Raw genomic sequence first — 23,457 nt, forward strand, 5'->3', positions numbered from 1 at the left:
CAATTTTTTTACAGTTTAACATTAACACCTACCGTGTAGATAGCTGGTACCGGATAGGTCTGACGGTCCACACCATCTGAAACCTCAGGGTTGAATCCATTATAGTTGAACAAGGTCAATGGTCTTTCAGCGGTAAGGGTGAATTTGAAATCAGGTGCATTACCTTTTAGTTTCTCTCCTCTTAAGGTATAGGCCAGTTGGATGTTCTGGATTCTGAAAAAGTCCCCATCCTCTACCCAAAAATTGCTCAGTTTTTGGTTCCAACCGTCCCTAAGACCTGCAGAAGAAGGATAGCTGTTGCTGGTTCCCTCCCCATGCCAACGATTTTTGGCCAAATCGGCATCCATATTGGTGTCGTTGGTAAAGATGATCTCCCCGCGTTTTCTATTCAAGATCTTGTTACCACTTTGCCCGTAGAAGTTCAAGGAGAAACCAAAATCCTTATAGTTGATGCCGACATTTCCCCCATAAGTAAACTTAGGCAAGAAAGATCCTAGCACGGTCCTGTCATCATCGGTAATGGATCCATCACCGTTTCTATCTTTGTAAATCAAATACCCAGGTTGAATGTCCTGGCCATCAGCTATAGCACTCTGGGCGGTTGGATCGGCATCTATCTGTGCCTGATTCTGATAAACCCCTGTAGTCTCGTAGCCGTAGAAGGCATACAAAGGTTCCCCTACAATAGTTCTTTGACGGAACTCCGCCGAACCAGAATCTATATAGCCTTTAGGATCTTCTAGTTCCAAGGTCTCATTTTTTACCGTAGTAAAGTTGGCCCCAACGGTGTAATTGAAATCCGGGGAAATATCGTTGCTCCAATTCAAGGCAACCTCTACACCTGAGTTCCTGATCACACCGGAGTTCCTGCTCACCGTAACGTTGGCAATAGGGATGTACACTGGCATAATGGCATTTTTGGTATCCCTGATATAGTAGTCCGCTTCTAAGGACAACCTATTGTTAAAGGTCCTCATGTTGATACCAAAATCTGTTTCCTCAACAACTTCCCATGTAAGATCCGTATAGGTGCTGGTAGCCGTAATACCGGTTACTGGCGAATCACCTAAGTCCACAGTGGTATTACTAATGGTATTGGCTCCTGCACTGGCCGCTACATTATCATTACCCAAGCGCCCCCATGCAGCCCTCAACTTCAAGAAGTCAAAAATATTGTTATTTTTCATGAAGGACTCTTGAGAAATCACCCAACCTGCACCTACGGAAGGGAAGTAACCCCATTGTTCTTGGGTGAACTTGGAGGATCTATCCGCCCTAAAAGTACCATAGAGAAGATATCTGTCCTTATAGTTGTATGACAATCGGCCAAAGTAAGACTGTCCGTAAATTCTTTTGTTCTCTTCTTCCACATTGTTGTTGAAAGACAAGGGGTCGGCAAAATCCAAATAACGGGAGGTATCATAATCGATACCTACAATATCGCTACCTGTTGCCTCAAACCTGTTCGCGGCCTCATCCCTATAAGATGCCCCTCCCATAATGGTGACATTATGGTCTTCCGCAAAAGTGTCGTTATAGGTAAGAATATTGTCCCAAATTTGGTTGTAGTAGTTGTTCTGCTTTCTATTGATTGATGAAATGCGTTGGTCTCCATATCCCATGTTATAAGGAAGGTTCACGTAGCGTTCCTCCAAAGCAGAATAGTCTACATTATAGGTGGTTTTGAACGTCAGTTTATCCTTGATAAGGTCAGTCTGCAAATAAATGTTAGCCAATAACTTGCGTATTTTCAACCTGTTTTCGTTGTATTCCATATCCGGGAAAGGGTTTTGGGTTCCCCTGTAGCCCAAAGCTTGGGCGTTGGCGTATTGAATAGGAGTTGCATCCGTGTTCAGTTCATCAAATACAGGAAGAATGGGTACCGCAAAATACGCTTTGAACCATGCGGAGTCTTCTGGGGTGTATTGTGTGGCATTACTGAAGACCGTATTTACACCAACCTTCACATTATCCAAAACATCAATATCCAGTTTTGACCTAATATTGAACCTTTCGTACTCGTTCTTCATATCGAGCAATCCTTCTTGGGAGAAATAGTTGGTTCCCATGGAATAGGAAACATTGTCTGTTCCTCCCATTACACTCAAGCTATGGTTTTGGATCAACCCATCGCGTATGATCTCATCGTACCAATCGGTGTTCACCGCGGGAACATTGGGGTTGATGCGGCTCCTGCCGTAGCGTTGCATGGCATTGAGCACAAACTGCACATCCGCAGTGGAACCTGATTCCACGGCCATGGTCACAAATTGCTCGGCATTCGCCATCTTCAACACGTTCTGCGCACGTTGCACCCCAGTATATCCATTATATTCAATCTGTGGTTTCCTGTTTTTACCCCCAGACTTAGTCTCAATAATGATGACCCCATTGGCCGCTCGAACCCCATAGATAGCAGAGGAAGAGGCGTCCTTCAATACGTTCATCGATTTAATATCGTTGGGGTTCAAAAAGTCGATGTTGCTATAGAACATCCCATCTACCACATACAACACCTTGGTTGCATCAGAATCTTGGGAATCATAGGTACCAAGTCCACGTATACGAACAGTTGGCGAAGCGCCAGGCGAACCTGTGGTAACAATCTGTACACCCGCTACTTTTCCCTGAAGGGATTGAACGGGGTTGGCCGATGGTGTCTTTTCGATTTGCTCCGAATCAACGGTCACAATTGAACCGGTAAGGTCCGCTTTCTTCTGTGTACCATAACCTACGACCACTACTTCGTCCAAGCTTTGGGTATCTTGTTCTAGAGTTACTTCAATAGTCGTTCGATTGTTAATTGGCACTTCCTGGCTTGTAAATCCGATGTAACTGAACACCAGAATTCCATTTCCAGGCACATTGTCCAATGTGTAGTTTCCATCAAAATCAGTCTGGATACCTGTAGTAGTACCTTTTAAAACGACATTGGCGCCGGGCAGTGGCTGACCTTGATCATCGTACACTGTTCCCGAAATCGTTGTATTGTTTTGTGCGAAAAGTACCGCCTGAAACAACAAAAACGAGATTAGCAATAGTTTGCTTTTAATTTTCATAATTGTGCAAAAATAGAGTTAGATTTTTACTAAATTAATAAAGAGGCAAGTATCTGGGCTCCAGACCGAATACATAATAAATACATCATTCCACCACCCTCTGAAAAGCCTTATTTCACCGTATTTGCAGTAGTATCCACCGCTTTGATGTAAAAAAAATTAACATAGTGATGTAGTGATGATGTAATGTGACCCTAGCCCTGTTCAGGCCTAGCAGTAAGGTTTCTCACACCTAAAAAGTGATGAGAAAATTGGAAAGGTTCTCGGAACTATCAATTTCCAGCTTTTTTCTGAGCCTGTAACGATGTATTTCAACCCCCCTGACCGAAATGGCCATTAGCGGGGCAATTTCTTTGGTGGAAAGATTCATTTTAAGATAAGCACAAAGTTTAAGGTCCTTGGGGGTCAAGGATGGATACGCTTTTAAAAGCCGTTCAAAGAAATCCTCATGAAGCTCTTTGAAATTAACCTCAAACCGTTTCCAATCCTCGGTGTCCTCTATGGAATTGTTCAGCTTTTTGATGAAAGCCCTGTAGCGTTGTGAATTGGAGAACTTGTCCTTATTCACCAGCAACATATTCTTGAGTTCCAGGATCATTTCATTTTTTTTGGCAATATTGAGGGTTGTACTGGCCAATTCGTTCTGTTTTAACCGGACTTCTTTGGCCAATTCTTCTTTTTCCAGTTTGGCCATACGTTCCCTTTGCTCTTTTTCCATTTGCTCTTGGAGTTCCATTTGCTTACGAAGCAGTTTTTTGCGGTTATAGCGCCTTACCATCAAAATTATCAGCACACCCAACGCCACATAGAGCAATAAACTTGCCCATGAAAAATACCAGGGTGGAGCTATGGTGAACTCCAGAACACTGGCCTCCGACAGTTCATTGTCCATACCCACTGTATGCACTCTAAAAGTATAATCACCAAAAGGAAGGTTCTGAAAATTGATAAACCCGCTCTCCACATATTCCGAATATTGCTTTGGGCCGCTCAATTCAAAAAAGAAATGAGGCGAAATGTACCGTGGAGATGCCACTTCTATGGTAAGGGATTGAGAAAACCGATTCGGAACCTCAATTTCTTGCGCCTTAGCCGGATAGGTGTTCCTCTGGTCTTTCAATACAATCAAATCGGGAGCAGGCAGCTCTTGTCCTGCGGTTTCGTCCTCCAACTTTTCATTGTTGATCTTCGCAAATCCATCCGTCAGTGTAATATATGTGGTACTATCGTTTACCTTGATCACACTTTGGGAATCCGGTGCCAGTCTTTCCCGCAAGGGAACATCGGCAATGACCAGACTATCTCCTTTTAAATTGGTATGGATGATGGCTTTTTCATTTTCCGAATCCACGAACCAATAATAGTCCTCATCAAAGAACAAAAGTTCCTTGTTCCTATAGTTCCTGAACTCCTCAAAGGGGACAATGGTATCGCCAATAGGATTGTATCGGAACCAATTGCCCTCACTATTGAGCACAATATGGTTTTTGATGTTGTATATCTTTATATTGTATTCACTCGGGGCATTTTCTTGATCAAACTGTTGAATGCTGCTTACGTTGTTATAGCCCTCGTCAAAATGGATTCTGAAATATCCCTTATACGGGTGGGCCACCCATAAGATGTTCGGCGTTTCAAAACACAATTGTTTTACCGGGAAATCCAATCCTTGGATCTTTTGGATCCTCCACTCCCCATTATCCAACTTTTCAAATTTTGCCAGTCCGTTATAGGTGCCTTGAACATAGGTAGATTCGTGGTCTGGCACTTTGATAATCTCATAACCTCCCGCAATATCACTTATTTGTTGAAAACTATTTTCGGTAACCTTATATGTTCCTGTATTGTGGCCACAGAGCAAATCCCCTTCCAATTCCACCAAATCCCAAACATGGTCTTGGGAACCGTTTACAAACCGCAGCAAGCCGCCATCAAAATAGAAAACCCCTGTATTACTCCCTAAATACAACCTTCCCTTATAGTTTGCCACATCATAGACCATACCCAAGGTCCCGGAATAATCCTTATAATAGGTAATCGGGTTGTGGAGTTTTACACGGGCAATCCCATTGTCCAACCCCAGCCACAATTGATCATTGAACAGTAATATGGACAGCACAGTGTTGTTCTCCAATCCCGTTTCCCGGTTAAGCACCTGATACTCCCTTGTTTTTGTATTGTAGAGATAAATCCCATTTTTAATGGACCCAAAACCAATTTGGTCTTTGCCCAATAGGGATATTTTGTTCAATTGGTGCAGTTTGAGCTCGTTATTGATCTTACCGTCCCAGGGTTGTGTCTTTTCTCCATCGAACAGATAGCATCCATTCAATTTGGTACCCACCAGCAATTTTCCTTGAAAAACGACCATATCGGTCACGGTTTTTCCCAATAGAGGCTCTTGATCGGGAAGTGGTACCAATTCCCTATCCTTTACCTCAAAAAGTCCTAAGGAACCCCCGGCAACTATCAATTTGTCATTATACTCGATGATGTCGGAAACCACATGTGGTGGATCCACCACAACGATTTTATCGCCTTTATAACAATAGACCGCAGAGAAGGAGCGGAACAGTACGTTCCCATCTTTTGAAGGGTAAATTTCCCAAAATTCCTCGCTGGTAAAGGTGTGGTCCTTGATCAAATAGGTAAGCGAAGTATAGTCCAGTTCCCCTATATTGTTCTTGGTCCAATACCCAAACTCTTCGTAAGATCCCGTGTATACCCTGTCTCCAATACATTCCACGGACCGTATAATGGTATTATTTGGCAATTTGTTAAGGGTCCATTGCTCGCCATTGTAATAGAGCAATCCCTTATTGTTGGCCACGAACAATTCTCCATTTTCATTTGCCGAAACATCCCAATTCTTGCTCGCTCCTTTGTATTCGGATAACTTATAATTGTAGATAGGCGGCAACAGGTTTTGACCAAATGTGAATATGGGAACAAAGAATAGTACAATCCTAACGAGCTTATTGAGCATTATGTTCTGTTTAGCCTTAGGTCAAAGGTCTTTTGTTTCATTTAATATACAAAACTAACCATATAGGAATACATCTTTCTTCGGATAAAAGGGATGGATGGTATGTAAAACCTAACACCTGTCATAAAATTGATGTGGAAGTTTGGTTTTTGTTAACCCTATCTATCATCATTGGACATCAAATTTACTTTTTCCTAACCCTTTTTAATCTTTCCACAACCTGTTTGTCTTTTTCATAATGCTTCTTGGCCAAACCTTAATCCCAAGTGGTATTCCATACAACTATTTTAGCCTCGAAAGATTTTTCACGCAAACTAAAATTCTCCCAAAAAACTGATTGTTAAACACTTATAATTTTCAACCAAACTTTGACATGACATTTCCAAAGCATTTTCGCTACCGGTGTCCCAAGCACAAAAAAAAGGTAGTCCCAACATTCTGTGCCTTTATTTTGGCACTTGTAGGCATCTGCCTGCCAAACTTACTATCAGGACAAACCCCTTCGGATGCATTAATGATGCGCTCCAAGAACGTTTGTGTACTGTTTTCTTATGACATGGGTACTTTTGACAGATATTGGGAGGGATCTTACCTCAGATCCAACCAAACAGTGGCCACAGTTGACCGGAACACCATAATGCCCATGGCGGCCATAGGTATTTTGGATGATTTGAACTTTTATATCAGTCTACCTTATGTGAGCACAGAGTCTTCAGAACCTAATGGGGGTAAATTTACCGGGGCCCGAGGTTTTCAGGATATTGGCTTTGCCGTAAAATATAGGGCCATACAGACAGCATTGGGCAGTGGTAAACTTACTGCGCTGGCTACCGCCGGCTTTTCCACGCCCTTTACCAATTATCTTTCGGATTATAGGCCATATAGTATTGGGTCTGGGGCTCCTGAATTTTCACTCCGGGGTATTGGACAATACCAATGGAACAATGGATTTTATGTACGCGCGGCATTGGCCCATCTTTGGAGGGGTTACACCGAGGCGGAACGCGACTATTATTACAACAATGGAAGCTACTACACCGCTTGGATGGATATTCCCAATGCCTGGACCTACGAAGGAATCCTAGGAAAATGGTTCTTCAACACCTCCTTGAAACTGGAATTGAGCTACTTCAGCCTAAACTCCACCAGTGGGGATGATATTAGGGCCTATAATGCAGCGCAACCCACCAACAAGGTCGAGTCAGACAGGATCGGATTATCTGCCCAATATTTCTTTAAATCGATAAAAGGGTTGGGGATCGTCGCCTATCATAACCGAGTGGTGGACGGAAGGAACACTCCGAAATTGAGCAACACCGGATTTGGGATCACCTACCAGTTCAACGTAATCAAAAAACAAACTGATGAAAAAGATGCGCAATAAAATTATCACCCTAGTCCTAGCTTTGGGCCTAGCCATTTTTGTTTCCTGCGAAAAGGACACCCCAAGATATCTGCCCTATGAAGGGTATAGTTTTACCGAGCTCAATGAAAATGGAGGGGATTGGACCCCGGTTTTGGAGGATTCCGGAGCGTCCATTACAGTGGATGCGCCAGATGCAACGGATTCACAGGCCTATCAGGATGAGCTTGCAGATATGAAACAAGCAATGGCCAACATGACCTCCGAGCAAAAGAAAGCGGTAAAGTATTGGACCAACAACCCCGCCATTCGTTGGAACGAGATAGCATTGGAACTTATCGCCAAATACAACCTGATTCCTGGTCCAAATGCAGATGGCACCTATACGTTGCCCAATCCGGCCAATCCAGAAGGTCCACCGGCTTTTCCCTTTGCACACCCACCATATGCTTGTAGGGCCTTGGCCTACATGTCCGTGGCACAATTTGATGGACTCATCACGGCTTGGCACTATAAATACGAGTATAACAGGGCCGCTCCCTACCAATTGGATGAGGACATTGATTATGCCTATGAAGAAAATGACATTCCCTCCTACCCTTCGGATGGTGCCGTGATTGCAAGGGCCTCACGAAAAATTTTAACGGCCATGTTTCCCCTTGAAGCGGAATATCTTCAAAAATTGGAAGAGGAAAACTTAGAAAGTTTGCTGTTGTCAGGAGGATATGTGACAAGTGACATTGATGCAGGACTTGTCATTGGTGATGCTGTTTCAGCGACAGGATTGGCAAGAGCTGCCAACGATGGGATGAAAAATGCCCAAACCCCAAAAGCTGTTTCGGATTCCATCAAGCAAGCAGCTTATGACCGATTTGGTTGGGCTTGGGACAACTTGGAAATTCCGGTACGTCCCGTGGGTCTTACCCCTCTATTTGGAAAAGTGACCATGTGGAGCATTGCTGATGTGGAAAGTGTGCGCCCTATTGCTCCTCCACAACTGGATTCACAGGAGTTTCTGGATGATGTGCAACTACTCAAAGATTATGCCCGTAATATGACCGACGAACACAGAAGGATCGCCAATTTTTGGCAAGATGGTCTAGGCACGTATACGCCCCCTGGGCATTGGAACCGCATTGCCAATGAGATCATTGTGGAACACCAACTGAACCCATTGCAGACCACCCGCACCTTAGCCTATATGAACATGGCCATCATGGATTCCGGAATCAGTTGTTGGGATGCCAAGTACTATTACCATTATCCGCGACCGATACAAATGATCGAGAATTTTGAGACCATTGCGGGTACCCCGAACTTTCCGAGTTATACGTCCGGGCACAGTGTGTTTTCAGCGGCAGCATCTGAAGTTTTGGCCTATATTTTTCCTGATGAGGCCGCCAAAGTACGTGGATGGGCAGAAGAAGCGGCCATTTCTAGGGTATATGGAGGCATTCACTGGAGCTTTGATGCTTTTGTGGGCACAGATCAAGGAAGGGAGGTTGCCCAATATACCATTGACCGAGCCAAAGCGGACGGAGCGGATAATTAAAATCTAAACTCAATGACTATTAATGGCCCTAAAGGTGAGATTCACCCTTGGGGCCTTTATCATTTTGGTGGGCGGCAGTCGGTGTAACCAATGGGTCTGTGTTGTGCCCTTCATCACCAAAAGGCTGCCATGTTCCAACACCAAACCTACTTTTTCCTGGGTTTGTTTGTGTTTGAAGGCAAACTTTCGTTCCGCTCCAAAACTCATCGAGGCGATGGCCCCATTCTTCTTGAGTTCCTTTTCGGCATCACTATGCCAGGCCATTCCTTCTTCCCCGGAATGATACAAATTCAACAAACAGGAATTAAATACTTCCCCGGTGAGCTTTTCAGATAGCTTTTTCAGTTCCAAAAGTTCCTTGGTCCAAGGCAATGCCTTCTTGGTGTTGTTGGAATAGGTGTAATCGAAAGGTTGGTCACCATACCAAGCCACCTTCCGTTTGGTTACGATGCGTTTTCCGAAAATTACGGCCACATCATTTTCCCAAGCAATGGTCTCCATCAATTTTTGATAATACGCATTGGCTTCATCCAAATCCATGATGGTGCCATAGTAGTTTACAATACCATCACTAGGCAACCAATTGTGGTTGTGGTCCACCTCATTGCTGAACAAATCCATCTTTCCATTTTTTATACAATCCTTGCATACAGTGTCCACAGGGTCGATATCCCATTACTATGGCTTCATTTTCAGAATTAAAGAAAATACGGTTTCCCCTTTTCATCCGTTTGCCCGATTTACATTTCAAGATACCATAAATCTTCAACTTCCTGTTGCCTCCAAATTGGATTTCCCCAGACTTGATTTTACTTCTGACTTCATTATCACCTAAATCTGCATGATGTAGCATTTCAACTGACCGCATCATGAAAAATAATTCCCAAAGTGTAGCGCTCTCCCCAATGCAGTTCACTTACACCATGTTTCATGTTTACACGGTAATAGCCATTTTTTCCTTGAACCGGTCTAAAATTCGTGGTGAATAGTAGCACATCCCCTTTTTTAGGTTGCAACACTATGGCTTTGGATTGCGCCCTGGGCGTCTGTTGAGTCAACACAAACTCTCCACCAGCATAATCCACAGTAGGCTCGCTCAAAAATAAAACTGCTTGCATTGGAAAATAGACCTCGCCATATAAATCTTGGTGTAAGGTGTTGAATCCGCCTTCTCCATATTTCAAAATCAACGGTGTTGGTTTGGTTTGATGGTTTTGCCAGCAATCTTCCAATAATTGTTGATGGGTATTGGGAAATTGATTATCCATTTTCAAGGCTTTCATCCAAAGATTGGCTATTGGCGCCAAATGGGGATAAAGTTCCGTCCGTAACGTTTGAATAATCTCCGGCAAGGGATAATCAAAATACTTGTATTCTCCCGACCCAAAGCGGTAACGCTCCATCACTACCGTTTTGCGGTATCCTTCCGGTTTATCATATAGCCTCTTCAAACTCTCTACTTCTGCATCGGTCAATAGGTTCGATATCAAACCATACCCTTTGTTGTGCAAACTTTCGGCAATGGTATCCCAATCCAGTTGCTTGATTCGCTCTGAAATCCTATCCATATTTATTCAGATTTAATTGTACGGATTAAGCTTCCGGATGGGTATCGGTCTGTGCGGCTTCCCAACCAATGATTGCCGTTTTTCGGGTGTTGCCCCACATATACCCTCCAATTTTTCCAGTGGATTGGATCACACGGTGGCAAGGGATCAAGAATGCTACGGGATTATTCCCTATGGCAGTCCCCACTGCCCTTGAAGCATTCGGTTTTTCTATCTTTTGAGCGATGTCACCATAGGTGACCAAACTTCCCATGGGGATCTTGAGCAACGTTTCCCATACTTTCAATTGGAAAGGGGTGCCGTTCAAATGTAATTTGATCTGATCCAGTTTGCTCCAATCGTGCTGAAAAATGAACAGCCCATCTTGTTGATGCTTGTCCAATAATTGCTGGTAATGGGCATTGGGGAATCGGGATTTCAGTTCGTTAAAGGCCAGTTGCACATTATCCATGAAAGACATGTGGCAAATACCCTTCTCAGTAGAAGCTACGATCATTTTACCAAATGGGCTTTCGGCAAAGCTATAATTGATATGTAGATTTTCACCCCCATTTTTAAACTCCCCTGGGGTCATCCCCTCAATCCCCACAAAAAGATCATGTAACCTGCCCGTACCAGAAAATCCTGTTTCCCATGCAGCATCGGCCAAGGTGGTCCCTTTCTGTTTCAATAGCTGTTTGGCGTGTTCCACACTGATGTACTGCATAAACTTTTTAGGGCTTACCCCTGCCCATTCGGTGAACAAACGTTGAAAATGATATGGGCTTACATGTATGGTCTCCGCAATCTCCCCCAAAGAGGGCTGCTCCTGAAAATGCTCCTGAATAAACGCAATTGCCTTGGCAATCCGGTTGTAGTTGAATTCTGCTTGACTTGTCATGATCTAAATTGTTTAGAGCAAATGTAGGGGCGTATCCCAGGGCTTAAAACCCGAATCTTGCGAACTTAAACAACCCCATCAACCCAACAATTTTTCCTGGCTTTTCTGAAGGATATCCGACACCCTTTGTTTAAGGGCTTCCGGTTCCAAAATGGTGGCATAATCCGCAAACATGAGATACCAACGGGCAAAACCGTTGTTCATATCCATGGACATAAAGGTCATCTCCACCCCTTTATCCGTGACTTTTTCAGAAACAAATCCGTAATATTTTTTCCCGTTCCTGATGTATTTGGCAACGGTCTTGTCCACCAAGATCCTCACCTTGGTCTTTTGTACGTTTTCCCGTTTCTCTCGATGTTCATCCAAAGTGCCATGTTCAAGTGCGAAAGGTTCGTGCGTTCGTTTGATTCGATGGATCCTATCCGTTCTAAAATGACGGTAATCCATCCGCAGGTGGCAATACCCCAAAATATACCAATAGCCATTCTCATGAAAAAGGCCCACCGGTTCTATCTTCCGTTCCGAAGGATCATCTTCCCGTAGGGATTCATACCGTAAAAAAACCTGCTTTCGCTCCGCAATACTTTCAAACAAAATCTCAAGGGCATCTGGGACCTCCTTGTTGAACAATTCCTGTCCTGGCACTATGGAAACTTGATTTTCCAAGGCCTCCACCCAATCCTTTTCACTGCCACGGAGCACGGATTTCAACTTGAACATGGCCGATTCATAATATGCCCCGAGTGATTTATCGGTGAATTTTTGCATCAACTTTTCGGCAGCCACAAAGCTTCCCGCTTCTTCACGCGTGAACATGACAGGTGGCAAACGATACCCTTCCATAATGGAATACCCTATACCTGCCTCGCTCGCTATGGGTACCCCGGAAGCCTCCAAAGTGTGGATATCCCTGTAAATGGTGCGAAGGCTCACTTCAAAGCGGTCGGCCAATTCCTGGGCCTTTACAATCTTTTTGGACTGTAACTGGATCAAGATGGCAACAATCCTATCAAAACGTTTCACGGTATCCATTCCCATAATTGCGTAGGCTATCTCCCAAAGATAGGACTTAAGCCCAAAGCCATGAGATGATTTCCTTTTCATTTTTTATTGATTTAAACAGGACAACGCTATGTATGCCCTTTATTTTCAAGCAATATTACCTATGGACAGTGACAACAGTTTGTCAATATTATTTTTTTTCGACCTCATTTTTTTCTACTGACAAAGGGCTGTCACACCCCCCTTCTACCTTTGATTCAAATTCTAAAATCCTTTAAATAAAACATCATGGAAAAAACAGCAGCAACACAGCAAACAATGGAACAAGTCATTACATCAACACAATTATTGGATCACTGGCAAGGACACAGGAGGTTGACCCGAAGGGTCATTGAGGCCTTCCCCGAAAAAGAATTGTTCGAGCATCAAATCGGAGGTATGCGATCCTTCTCGGAAATGGTTGCTGAACTTTTGGCCATTGCCGTACCGGGACTTGAAGAAATCGTGAGCAAAAAAACAGTTGAGTTCAGGGAGAAAAGTGATTTTGGCCACAGTAAGAACAAAGTTTTGGAACTGTGGGACGAATCCACGGAAAAAATTGACATGCTTTGGAGCCAAATTGGTTTAGAGCGTTTTCAAGAGTATATCAAACTCTTCGGGCAGTATGAAGGTACCGTTCAGTCATCGATTTTCTATTTTATCGATAATGAGATCCACCACAGGGGGCAAGCTTATGTGTATTTGCGCTCCTTGAACATTGAACCGCCGTTTTTCTACGAGCGATAAAAAGTAAGACAATGAAGACCGTTTTAGTTTTTAAGACCTCGGTATTGGGCAAAGGACAGGTGAAGACCCTTAAACCCTTATTGAACCAATTGATCACCAAAAACGGACAGTGGAATTTTGACCTGGAGGATTGCGACAACATTCTCCGGGTCGAATCCCAGCACGTGAGGGCACATACGATTTCAACCTTATTGGAAAAAAATGGCTTTAGTTGTGAAGAACTCCATTGAAGATGCTTCCCCAAGCGCAAATCATGAAAAAGAAAACGGCCAAAACCACCGATTAAGGGATTTTGACCGCGCATTTCGTTTTTGGACGATCAGGCCCAACCATCAAAAAAAGTCGGCATCTTGATCTTTTGGGTCAGATGCCCGCTTTTTGTTTCAATTCCGTAAACTGGCTTAACAGCTCGGAATATCTTTCCTTCTCTTCTTGACCCGGTTCCTTATCGGTTCCGGACAAGATGTAATATAAATAAGAGATTTGACCCACCATCATGGGTTGTGGATAGGCACCTTCCTCGTTTTTCAATTGCTTTAAAATCGATTTGTAGTGATCCAATTTGGCATCGCCAATTTTGGATTTTTCAAGCTCCTTGATTTTCTTTTCCAAATTATCCTGGAGCATTTTGGCATCGGACAACAGGTCTATCACCTTGAAAACCAATTGTTGTTGTTCCAAAATGTTGTCCAAGGTCACCCCATCATCCTTCAATCTAGGGTCTATCAAAATTTCGAAAGGTTGTTCAAAAGTAGTTTCCCCTACGGTCAGCTTTACCTTGTACATCCCTGGAGGCACCACAGGACCGCCTTTAAATCTTCTATTCTTGTTTTTGTCCCAAGGCCCTTTTTGGCGAAGGTCCCAAGCAAAACGGTTGATGCCCTTTTTGGTCTCCAATTTTTTATCCAAATACACAAAGGTCATGTTCAACCCCATGTCCTCCACTTCTTCCTTGGTTGATTTTAGCTGTGTAGAATCACTGACAATGGAGGCCACCACCTTGTTTTGAACATCGAGGATATCCAATTGCACCCCGCTTTTCATATCGCTGGGCAAATAGTAATCGATGAGCACGCTGGTAGATGGATAATCAGGGAAGTCCCCTCCTCTTGGACTATCATAACGGATGGTATTGGCAGGTTTGAAAATTGTCGCATGTCCTGGATCAAAATCATTTAAATTTTCAAGGGTTGAAACATTGTCCAGAATCCAAAAACCTCGTCCCATGGTGCTTAAAATCAGATCTCCACGGAACAAGATGATATCGGTAATCGGCACTAAGGGTAGATTTTGCTGGAACTTTTTCCAGTTCTTCCCGTCATCAAAGGAAACGAACATCCCATATTCCGTACCGGCATACAACAACCCTTCACGAACGGGGTCTTCACGGAGTACACGAGCAAAATAATCAGAAGGAATTCCATTGGAATCGGTACTGATCAATTCCCAACTTTCGCCATAATTGTCCGTTTTATAGAAATAGGGCTTATTATCTCCCAACAAATGTCGTTCCACGGCAATGTAGGCCTTTGCAGGATTAAATTGTGAAGGTTCCACGGACTCTACCCTTCCTCCTTTGGGCAATTTTTTAGGCGTGACATTCTTCCAGGTTTTGCCACCATCCTTGGTTACAGAAATGACACCGTCATTGGAACCCGTCCAAATGGTGCCTTTGGCAATCTTGGATTCCCTTATGGAATACAAAGTGCTGTAATACTCTTCCCCAGTGATGTCCCTTGTGATAGGATTACCAGAGATAACCTGTTTATCAGGTTCGTTGGCGGTAAGATCAGGTGAGATGATCTCCCAATTTTTACCTCCGTTGCTTGTTCTATGTAAGAATTGGGAGCCCATGTACACTACTTCTGGGTCGAATGGTGACACATGGATGGGGGCCACCCTTTGAAAGCGATATTTTAAATCCTTCGGATTGTGGCCATAAATATTGGAAGCCCCGATGGAGTATTCACGATCAATTCCCGTCTTTTTGCTGTACACGCTAAAACGCCCTTTACAGTTGTTGTACACCATGTAGTGGTTGCCTGGCATGGGGATTACTGGTCCCGTTTCGCACCCTCCCACGTTCATCATGATCGGTGTTCCCGGAGTGGTGGTGGCGCTAGGTGCCTTGCTTGGAATGGCGATGGTGGTATTGTCTTGCTGTGCGCCATACACCCAATATGGATATTGCTCATCCACTGCCACTTGATAAATTTCAGCAGTTGGTTGGTTAAATTGGGTAGACCAGGTTTTTCCTCCATTATGGGAAACATTGGCACCCCCATCGTTACATTGGATCAACAGATCGGGATTGTTGGGATTGAGCCATATATCGTGGTTGTCGCCATGGGGTACGCTTATCCGTTTCCAAGTTTTACCGCCATCGGTAGATTTTACCAACGGATTGGCATTGGAATAAATGATATCGGGATTGGTGGGATCCAATTCCAAATTGGTATAGTAAAATGGCCTGTTCACCAAATCTTCATTGTCGGAAATATGGGTAAACGATTTTCCTTGATCTACGGATTTATATAGCCCTCTTTCCTTGTCCAGGGCTTCAATGACCGCATATAGAAGACGTGAATCTACGGGAGAAACGGCCAAATCAATCTTACCGATAAGTCCTTTTGGCAAACCTTCCTCCAGTTTCACCCAATCTTTTCCTCCATTCACGGATTTGTAAATGCCCCCATCCTTATTTTCACCACCAGAATCAATGGTCCAAGGGGTTCGGCGAGCTTTCCAAGCCGCGGCGTACACCACATTGGAGTTACCCGGAAGTAGTTCCAAGTCGGCAAAACCTACCTCATCGGAAACGAACAATACTTTTTCCCAAGTCTTGCCGCCATCCGTCGTTTTAAAAATCCCTCTTTCAGGATTGGATTTGAAAGCATTACCAATGGCAGCAACCCAAACAATATTGTTATTGGTCGGGTCGATTTCTACAGCCCCTATTTGACCCACGTTTTCCAGCCCAATGTGTTCCCAAGTTTTTCCGGCATCTATGGATTTGTACATCCCTTTCCCCGCAATGATATTGCTTCGGATACCATCGGAACCGGTGCCCACGTATACAATGTTGGCATCGTTTTGCGCTATCTCGATAGCACCAATGGAAGGCGTATCGAAAAACCCATCGGAAACATTGAACCACGAAGTGCCGTAATCCTCCGTTTTCCATACCCCTCCACCGGAAGCACCCAAATAAAAAGTACCAGGCTCCAGGACGGTTCCCGTAACAGTGGTTACACGACCACCGCGAGCAGGACCTATGGTGCGGTATTGAAAAGCATCAAAATCTTGGGCGAAGATTATGGTAGTCAGAAAAAAAATAAAAAGGAATGGGGAAAAGCGGTAGTTGGTTTGCATGAGTCAGTAGAATAGTTTGGTTTTTACCAAAGCTACTAAATACTGGGGCAATGTGGAATGATTAATGGGTATAAATGCGTATTTAGTGGATTCTGAAGGTGATTACGGAAAGGAATGAAGAATCGACTAAAAAAATATTGGTTTACAACAGATAACTGAATCAATGGACCCGCTCCATCAGTTGATTTTTCATAAAGTTAATCTGGAAGGGAAGCCTACTTATCCGTTATCAATGAACTGAAAATATCCGTTGTTGATGAAAAAAAATGCTCAATAAGTCTAGGATTGCCCACCACTATTTCTGCATGGTATTCATTTTTTGAAACCTTCGTAATATTTTCTAGGTATATGGAATCATTCATATTGTGGAGTTTGATTTGAGCAGTAAATGCCTCATTATCATAAATCGTTTTTGTCACCCTTCCTTCATATTCCGAACCTATATTTTGTTGAACATCCATTTCCGGAATCCATATTTTTACTTCTTGCCCTTCAACAATACTATTGGCATAAGACTGGCCAGATTTGAAATAAGCTTGGTAGCCATTAGTTTTCAAGGGTAAAATTTTGAACAACAGGTCCCCTTTCCGTGCCACCTTTCCTTCAATGAAAAAAGATGATGTATATACTCGTCCTTCGCGAGGTGAGACCAACTCCACGTCTGTACTACCATCAGAAGTTATCACAGTACCCAAAAGAGCTCCCTTGTCTACCATATCGCCATTTTTAACATCCCACCCCATCAATTTGCCCGTAACTGGAGCATAAATCCTATCAATGTTCGAGATAGGAACCAATTCCATCTTTCCTTCCAAAATGATGGGATAACGTACGAAATAGGAAATGAGTAAGGTTCCAATGGCCAGAATAAGGATAATAGTATTTCCCCACCTGATCAGGACATGGGGTACCTTGCCCAAAATTTCCTGGACACTTTCGCTTCTTAAGGGAACATCGGCCTTATGAGGTTCATCGATTTCTGCCATAATTAATTTCCTAATTCCAGTTGATTCTTCACCAGATTATAGTAATTGCCTTTTAGTTTGGTCAGGATGGCATGGTTGCCATATTCAACAATCCTCCCTTTGTCCAACACAACAATATTATGTGCTTTTTTTACCGTACTTAACCTGTGGGCAATAATAACAGAAGTTCTGCCATTGAAGAATTCTTCCAAATTTTCCATTATTATCTTTTCATTATTTGCATCCAAGGCGGATGTGGCTTCATCAAAAAACAAAAACTTAGGGTTTTTATATACGGCCCTTGCAATAAGAAGGCGTTGCTTTTGCCCTGTGCTCAATCCTTTTCCTTCCAGACCGATCTTAGTATTGAAACCTAAGGGCAATTCATCTATATAGGATTGAATATTGGCTATTCTCACTGCTTGATCCAGTCTCTCCTTGTCTATAACATCGGAGCCCACAGCTATGTTCATCGCAATGGTATCATTAAAAATATAGCCCTCTTGCATAACCACACCACAATTGGCACGCCAAGTACTCTGTGAAAAATCGGATATTCTATTTTTGCCAATATAGATTTCTCCTTCATTTGGTTCATAAAACCTAAGCAATAACTTCATCAGGGTGGTTTTGCCACTACCACTTACCCCCACTATTGCCGTTACCTGATTTGCAGGAATGACCAAATCCAAGTTCTTGATGACATCGTCCAATCCCCCAACATATCTAAAGGTAACATTGACCATCCTAAAATCCTGGTCATGGGGGACTTTGGTCAAGGTGTCCGTATCGTATGTATCCTCATTATCCATATTGTGGATTTCCCCGAGCCTTTCCAACGAAATCTTGGCATCTTGAACCTCTCTCAAAAAGATAATCAGTTGGGCTACTGGGGCATTCAATTGGCCTACTATAAAAGAAATTGCCACCAACATACCCAAGGTAATATCTCCTTGAATGACCAGTTTTGCCGAAAGTACGGTAATCAATATGTTTTTCAACTCGTTGATGAAGGAAGACCCAACAGACTGGGTCTGTTCCAATGTAAGGCTCTTCATCTCCACTTTGAACAATCGGGCTTGGACAAACTCCCAGTTCCACCTCATCTTGCGTTCCGCGTTATGAAGTTTTATTTCCTGCATTCCATTAATGAGTTCTATTACCTTGCTTTGCTCTTGGCTGACTTCTGAAAAACGTTTGTAATCCAATATTTTACGCTTTTTAAAAAAGAAAAGCACCCAAACAAAATAGAAGACACTTCCAAAGAAAAAGACCCCAAAAACCTGTAAGCTGTAATAGGCCAATATAATACCGAAAACCACAAAGTTGACCATGGAGAAAATAACGCTCAGAGATGATACGGTAAGTATTTTTTCAATCCGTTCATGGTCATTTATACGCTGTAATAAGTCTCCGGTCATCTTGGCATCAAAAAATGATATGGGGAGGTTCATTAATTTGACAAAAAAGTCGGAGATCAGGGAAATATTTATGCGCGTGCTTAGGTGAAGTAGAATATAGCTTCGCACTACTTCCAATGCGGTACGTCCAAAAAACATGAACAATTGGGCAAGAAGTATCAGATAAATGAAGTTGAGGTCTTGGTTCTTTATCCCTATATCCACTATACTTTGGGTCAAAAATGGCACAAACAATTGAAGTATGCTCCCTGCCAATAATCCAACTGCCAATTGAATTATGAATCCCTTATACTTGATCAGGTATTTGAAAATGAATCTGAAATCGTAATCGGTTCTATCCTCTTTCTCCCCGGCATCTGAATAGAATTTGGGTGTTGGCTCCAAAAGCAGGGCAATCCCCTCTTCAGTTGTTATAGCAGCATTGTTCCCTATCCAGAATTTTAAGAATTCATCCACTTTATAATTGATGAGTCCGTGGGCAGGATCCGCTATATATGCCATTCCTCTTTTAATCTTATATAGTACAACAAAATGATCTTTGTTCCAATGCAGAATGCACGGTAGGGGAACATCCAACAGTTTTTCATAGCTCAACTGCACCCCAATACTATGAAAGCCAATTTTATCGGATGCCTCGGAAAGCCTTAATAGATCACTGCCTTCCCTGGTTGTTTCCGCCGATTCCCTTAGACTTTGAACACTAATATACCTACCATAATGTTTGGCTATCATTTTAAGACAGGTAGGTCCACAATCTTTCTGGTCCGCTTGTCTATAAAATGAAAACTTTGACATTGTTACGTGTATGGGTTATTAAAATAGCCAGAGGAACTCCTCTGGCTAACTTAAATAAATTTTAACTTTTTGATGGAATCATAAAAGACCATCAAAGAATTTAAAACTTATAGAGGCTGACATCCTTGGGAAGTGCAAAGACCCTGAATAAGGTATCCATTACAAAAGTACTTGCATCGTGCACCAATTGTAGAACAGGCAGAACCTGCACAATCTGATGATGACCCTCCATGAATTGATTTTTGCTCCATTTTTCCCAAGACTTTCACTCCAGTTAAATTCGATAATTTTTTCATACTAATAATGATTTTAAATTGAAACTTAACTTGAACATTTAGGGACACTCAAGCCTTGTGTCCACCTTTCGCGAAAAGATATCTTTGTTCAGTGCACCCATCACAAGTTGGACACTGAAATCAGTTAATTCGTTTGAACAAATTCCATTTCCTTCACCGAACGATTTTCGGTCAATTCCATAAGGTCTTCCATAAAAAACAAAAGATCCTCCCTTTTATATTCACTGGGATACTCTTTTCCATTGATGAGCAAAGCGGGGGTAAAATGTATGCTGTTTTCAAAGCACCATTCTTGTTGTTGCATCAATATTTGACCATAGGTTTGTATATCTTTTGGTTCTCCCCATTTTTTCAACCAGCTTTCTAAATTTGCATTTTCCGAATAGGCCTCGCCCAAAGCTTCAATCAGTACATTTAGATGATCTTCATTGTACAATTCCAATAACCTGCAACAAACACTTGGGCCAATTTGGTCAAGATTTTTGGCATTTACATTAAACCTGATCACCAGTCGTATCCCATTCGGATATTTATTTGTTATCTCTTCCATGTCCAAATGGGCCGATTTGCAATAAAAACATTCAGGGTTTGTCAACAACAGCAACTCCAAAGGGGAGTCCTTATCCCCCATGACAATTTCTTCCTTTTCACCCCTCTTGGGAATAGTGGTATCCATCCCCTTTGAACCATTCAATAAGAAAGTGAATACATCAAAATTTCTTTTGAACCTGTAATGATCTATTTTAATCTTTTTCAATGATTGGTTATCCAGAAGCAGAGAACGAACAGGCATCCAAATAGAAGACGCCATCAACAAGCAAAATGACAATACCGCAAAGCCATTTACATGAAAATTGAAAAGATCGCGGTTCAAAACAATACTTATGGCCTGCATCCATAAAACTCCCACTATAGCCAGACAAAGTGGACACCATTTTTTAACCCCATAATATTGGTAATACAAGGAATATATGGTAGCGGGAAGGGAAAGTATGGTCATCATGACCATTGTGGTGCTTCCTATTTCCAAAACTGGATTTAAGAACCAAGCAATGGTAATCCCCGAAAAATATACAATACTCAGGTCGCTCAATTTTAAAAGACCTAATATTCTTGCTCCCTTCGATTGCAGTACAGCATCACAACTGGTCATCTTACTAGCATTACAAATTTTATCCAATGCCTTGGAATTATATCCCAACTCATGTTTTAGAATGAGTATACTGATACCAAGGCCTATGACACCAAGTATGAAATGAGCCATCATGAAAGTGGTAGGGCCTGCATAGATAAAAGAGGCCGTCAACAACAAAAGAACCGTTAAAAGCAATATGTAATTGGGAATCCTGCCAATAGTGATATTCTTTTCTTCTTCCATATCCGGTGATTCTATCCCCAGTAAAACACCATCCCATGTGGCAAGGAATTCTTCATCGGTCAGATTATATTTCTTCCCATCTTCCAAAACTAAATTGAACTTGTCATCCGTCTTTTTTACCAACATATATTGTTCTTCCTTGGAAAGCGCGATGAAATTGTCCGGTAATTGGGCAAGAATATCCACATCACAAGGCAATTCAAGCGCGATGCCCTCTATGTTAAAATGATGGAGAACCCCAGTAATTGAATGTAGACTCGGATAAGATGGATGGCTTAAAAGTTGAAATTGCAATTCATCAGAATTAATCCTATATTTTTCACGCTTAAGGAACGCTTGCAGAAGAGTGTAAACAGAATTTTTCATGTAGGAAAAATATTCAATTAAATATAAGAATATAATTGCTAATTATTATGAAGGTATTGTTATTCCTTGATAATTAACATAATTTTAACTTAAAATCAGAGAATACTTAAATCCTGTACTACATGAAGTTTTAATCAATTGAAATCGCTTTTGTCCACTTTAAAAAATATAGGGATACTCGCTAAAAGACAATGTCGGCAATTGGAAAAAGGGAATGTTTCAACCCTTATATATGGCAATGGTTGATCAAGTGGTAAAGGACCGGGGGAATCCTCTATCCCACAGTTTTGGCAAGTATTTAATATTCAACATGGCAGGCTAAAATCGATAGAGACAATAATTGGTTGTTCAACCGATATATTTATATACCCGTCCTCACATATTTATAGCTACAGCCTTCGTAACAGGCTATGCTTGTGGGAGTCAAAAGAATTTCATTTTTACCGTAATCAACCTTATAGGTAATCAACCCTTCATCGTTTTCCGTGCCCGTCTCGAACCCCTCACAATCGTATTCAAGGGTGAGATTTCCATCATCAACGAGGAATGCACCTGTTGTACATTCGGAATACCTATCGGAAGAAAAATTTCCATTTCCCTGAAATTGGATCTCTTCCCCATCCTCAACATCGGTCCAATACTGTGGGCCACCATCGCTTATAAAGGCTGCGGTCAATTTCCAAGTTCCTTCTATCGGGAACGCATCATAATCGAAATTTTTAAGATCATCCTCGTGATCGCAGGAGATGAGAAAACCAAAAATGATAATGGAGATACCTGAAAACAACTTTTTCATACCAAATCCTTTTTATGACCAAGATGTTTCTTTTTCAATACGTTGCGTAATACAGGAATAAAAAAACTAGTTGACTCCCAATCTATTTTTTCATCTTTATAACAATTACACCATTGGCGCCGCGGGCCCCATATAATGAGGCATTTTCATCACGAATCACCTCAACGGAAGCCACATTTCGGGGCAAGATATACTCTATGGAGCTTACCACTGTGCCGTCTACGATCAATAACGGCTCCTGCCCACTGTTAACTGAGTTTAGTGCATTGCCCCTTAATCGTATTTTGGTCCCGTTCACTTGGGCACCCGGAACTTCTGTAGCAATCAACTGATACATATCCAAGTATTTACTATAATCCTTCGGCTCTCTTTTGCTCCGTACTTTTCCTTTCGTATCGTATCCAAGTTCCGATAATTTATCTTCGGTGACTAAAGGGCCACCTTCAGGAAAAACAATCTGTATTTCTTCGCTTCCATCCAAATCAACGGATTGGATTCCATAAATCGGGGAAAATGCCATGATGACCTTGTTTTCATTGTTCAAGTCAATTTCGAAATGCCCCTTTTTATCGGTTCTAACCCTGGTATTGACCGAGTCCAAATAGATGATGGCTTTTTTGACGGGGTTATGCCCGGGGTCCAATACGGTACCACTTACCCTAACCGATTTGGATTCAACAGTTTGAGCTATAAGTGTACCTACGAACATAAAATAGAGAGTGATAAAATATAATCTTGGCTGTTTTGTTTTCATTTCCGATGACTCTTTAAAGGTTCTACATGGTCAAATTAATTTTCTTATTTAAAAAATAAGGCTTGTACCACATACTTTATTGGATGTAATGTAATTTAATTGATTTTGATCAAGA

Annotated in this window: 18 protein-coding genes; 4 read left to right on the top strand and 14 right to left on the bottom strand. The window is 42.2% G+C overall.

The window, feature by feature from the left end; all coding sequences use genetic code 11:
• Window positions 1–8 precede the first annotated feature (8 nt).
• Window positions 9–3,059, bottom strand: a complete 3,051-nt coding sequence (locus D2V05_RS19330) for a SusC/RagA family TonB-linked outer membrane protein (RefSeq protein ID WP_119649302.1) — start codon at window positions 3,057–3,059, stop codon at window positions 9–11.
• Window positions 3,060–3,291: 232 nt separating this feature from the next.
• Complete coding sequence (locus tag D2V05_RS19335; protein ID WP_119649304.1) at window positions 3,292–6,045, bottom strand: LuxR C-terminal-related transcriptional regulator; 2,754 nt, start codon at window positions 6,043–6,045, stop codon at window positions 3,292–3,294.
• A 373-nt stretch (window positions 6,046–6,418) separates the two neighbouring features.
• Between D2V05_RS19335 and D2V05_RS19340 the strand changes: the two genes are divergently transcribed.
• Together D2V05_RS19340 and D2V05_RS19345 are read left to right on the top strand one after the other, a co-directional pair.
• The gene (locus tag D2V05_RS19340; RefSeq protein ID WP_220473581.1) at window positions 6,419–7,429 is read left to right on the top strand and encodes a transporter; all 1,011 of its coding nucleotides are present in this window, start codon (window positions 6,419–6,421) and stop codon (window positions 7,427–7,429) included.
• A complete protein-coding gene (locus tag D2V05_RS19345) occupies window positions 7,410–8,960 on the top strand; it encodes a vanadium-dependent haloperoxidase (RefSeq protein WP_235855505.1) in 1,551 nt (516 codons plus the stop codon). The genes D2V05_RS19340 and D2V05_RS19345 overlap by 20 nt, the downstream gene beginning before the upstream one ends.
• Before the next feature lie 9 nt (window positions 8,961–8,969).
• On the opposite strand, the gene D2V05_RS19350 is transcribed toward D2V05_RS19345, so the two are convergent.
• From D2V05_RS19350 to D2V05_RS19370, 5 genes are all read right to left on the bottom strand, one after another.
• Window positions 8,970–9,581 carry an alpha-ketoglutarate-dependent dioxygenase AlkB family protein gene (locus D2V05_RS19350; RefSeq protein WP_119649306.1) on the bottom strand — a complete coding sequence of 204 codons (612 nt, stop codon included), beginning with the start codon at window positions 9,579–9,581 and terminating at the stop codon, window positions 8,970–8,972.
• The gene (locus D2V05_RS19355; protein ID WP_313786759.1) at window positions 9,562–9,831 is read right to left on the bottom strand and encodes an Ada metal-binding domain-containing protein; all 270 of its coding nucleotides are present in this window, start codon (window positions 9,829–9,831) and stop codon (window positions 9,562–9,564) included. The genes D2V05_RS19350 and D2V05_RS19355 overlap by 20 nt, the downstream gene beginning before the upstream one ends.
• A complete protein-coding gene (locus D2V05_RS19360) occupies window positions 9,815–10,528 on the bottom strand; it encodes a 2OG-Fe(II) oxygenase (protein ID WP_119649310.1) in 714 nt (237 codons plus the stop codon). Before D2V05_RS19360 ends, D2V05_RS19355 begins: the two co-directional genes overlap by 17 nt.
• Window positions 10,529–10,553: 25 nt before the next feature.
• On the bottom strand, window positions 10,554–11,408 hold the full coding sequence (locus D2V05_RS19365) for a methylated-DNA--[protein]-cysteine S-methyltransferase (protein WP_119649312.1): 855 nt from the start codon (window positions 11,406–11,408) through the stop codon (window positions 10,554–10,556).
• 78 nt (window positions 11,409–11,486) lie between these two features.
• Window positions 11,487–12,449 (bottom strand): helix-turn-helix transcriptional regulator, encoded by a 963-nt coding sequence (locus tag D2V05_RS19370; protein ID WP_119649314.1) that lies wholly within the window; start codon window positions 12,447–12,449, stop codon window positions 11,487–11,489.
• A 252-nt stretch (window positions 12,450–12,701) separates the two neighbouring features.
• Between D2V05_RS19370 and D2V05_RS19375 the strand changes: the two genes are divergently transcribed.
• Both D2V05_RS19375 and D2V05_RS19380 read left to right on the top strand, forming a co-directional pair.
• Window positions 12,702–13,199: a DinB family protein gene (locus D2V05_RS19375; RefSeq protein WP_119649316.1), complete on the top strand. Its 498-nt coding sequence runs from the start codon at window positions 12,702–12,704 to the stop codon at window positions 13,197–13,199.
• A gap of 11 nt (window positions 13,200–13,210) precedes the next feature.
• The gene (locus tag D2V05_RS19380; protein ID WP_119649318.1) at window positions 13,211–13,429 is read left to right on the top strand and encodes a hypothetical protein; all 219 of its coding nucleotides are present in this window, start codon (window positions 13,211–13,213) and stop codon (window positions 13,427–13,429) included.
• A 133-nt stretch (window positions 13,430–13,562) separates the two neighbouring features.
• Here the strand turns inward: D2V05_RS19380 and D2V05_RS19385 are convergent, their stop codons facing one another.
• The 7 genes from D2V05_RS19385 to D2V05_RS19410 all read right to left on the bottom strand — a co-directional run bounded on the left by D2V05_RS19385 (window position 13,563) and on the right by D2V05_RS19410 (window position 23,342).
• Window positions 13,563–16,571: a WD40/YVTN/BNR-like repeat-containing protein gene (locus D2V05_RS19385; RefSeq protein WP_119649321.1), complete on the bottom strand. Its 3,009-nt coding sequence runs from the start codon at window positions 16,569–16,571 to the stop codon at window positions 13,563–13,565.
• A 215-nt stretch (window positions 16,572–16,786) separates the two neighbouring features.
• Window positions 16,787–17,557 carry an HlyD family efflux transporter periplasmic adaptor subunit gene (locus D2V05_RS19390; protein WP_119649323.1) on the bottom strand — a complete coding sequence of 257 codons (771 nt, stop codon included), beginning with the start codon at window positions 17,555–17,557 and terminating at the stop codon, window positions 16,787–16,789.
• 2 nt (window positions 17,558–17,559) lie between these two features.
• A complete protein-coding gene (locus tag D2V05_RS19395; RefSeq protein ID WP_119649326.1) occupies window positions 17,560–19,752 on the bottom strand; it encodes a peptidase domain-containing ABC transporter in 2,193 nt (730 codons plus the stop codon).
• 100 nt (window positions 19,753–19,852) lie between these two features.
• Window positions 19,853–19,984 (bottom strand): hypothetical protein, encoded by a 132-nt coding sequence (locus tag D2V05_RS19930; RefSeq protein ID WP_262706562.1) that lies wholly within the window; start codon window positions 19,982–19,984, stop codon window positions 19,853–19,855.
• Between the two features lie 188 nt (window positions 19,985–20,172).
• On the bottom strand, window positions 20,173–21,792 hold the full coding sequence (locus tag D2V05_RS19400) for a vitamin K epoxide reductase family protein (RefSeq protein WP_119649328.1): 1,620 nt from the start codon (window positions 21,790–21,792) through the stop codon (window positions 20,173–20,175).
• 361 nt (window positions 21,793–22,153) lie between these two features.
• On the bottom strand, window positions 22,154–22,588 hold the full coding sequence (locus D2V05_RS19405) for a lipocalin family protein (protein WP_119649330.1): 435 nt from the start codon (window positions 22,586–22,588) through the stop codon (window positions 22,154–22,156).
• Between the two features lie 82 nt (window positions 22,589–22,670).
• Entirely contained in the window at window positions 22,671–23,342 is a 672-nt protein-coding gene (locus D2V05_RS19410; RefSeq protein WP_119649333.1) for a TonB-dependent receptor plug domain-containing protein, read from the bottom strand.
• Between the last annotated feature and the right edge of the window lie 115 nt (window positions 23,343–23,457).

It is taken from the genome of Flagellimonas pelagia (genome assembly GCF_003584135.1).
GTDB lineage: Bacteria > Bacteroidota > Bacteroidia > Flavobacteriales > Flavobacteriaceae > Flagellimonas > Flagellimonas pelagia.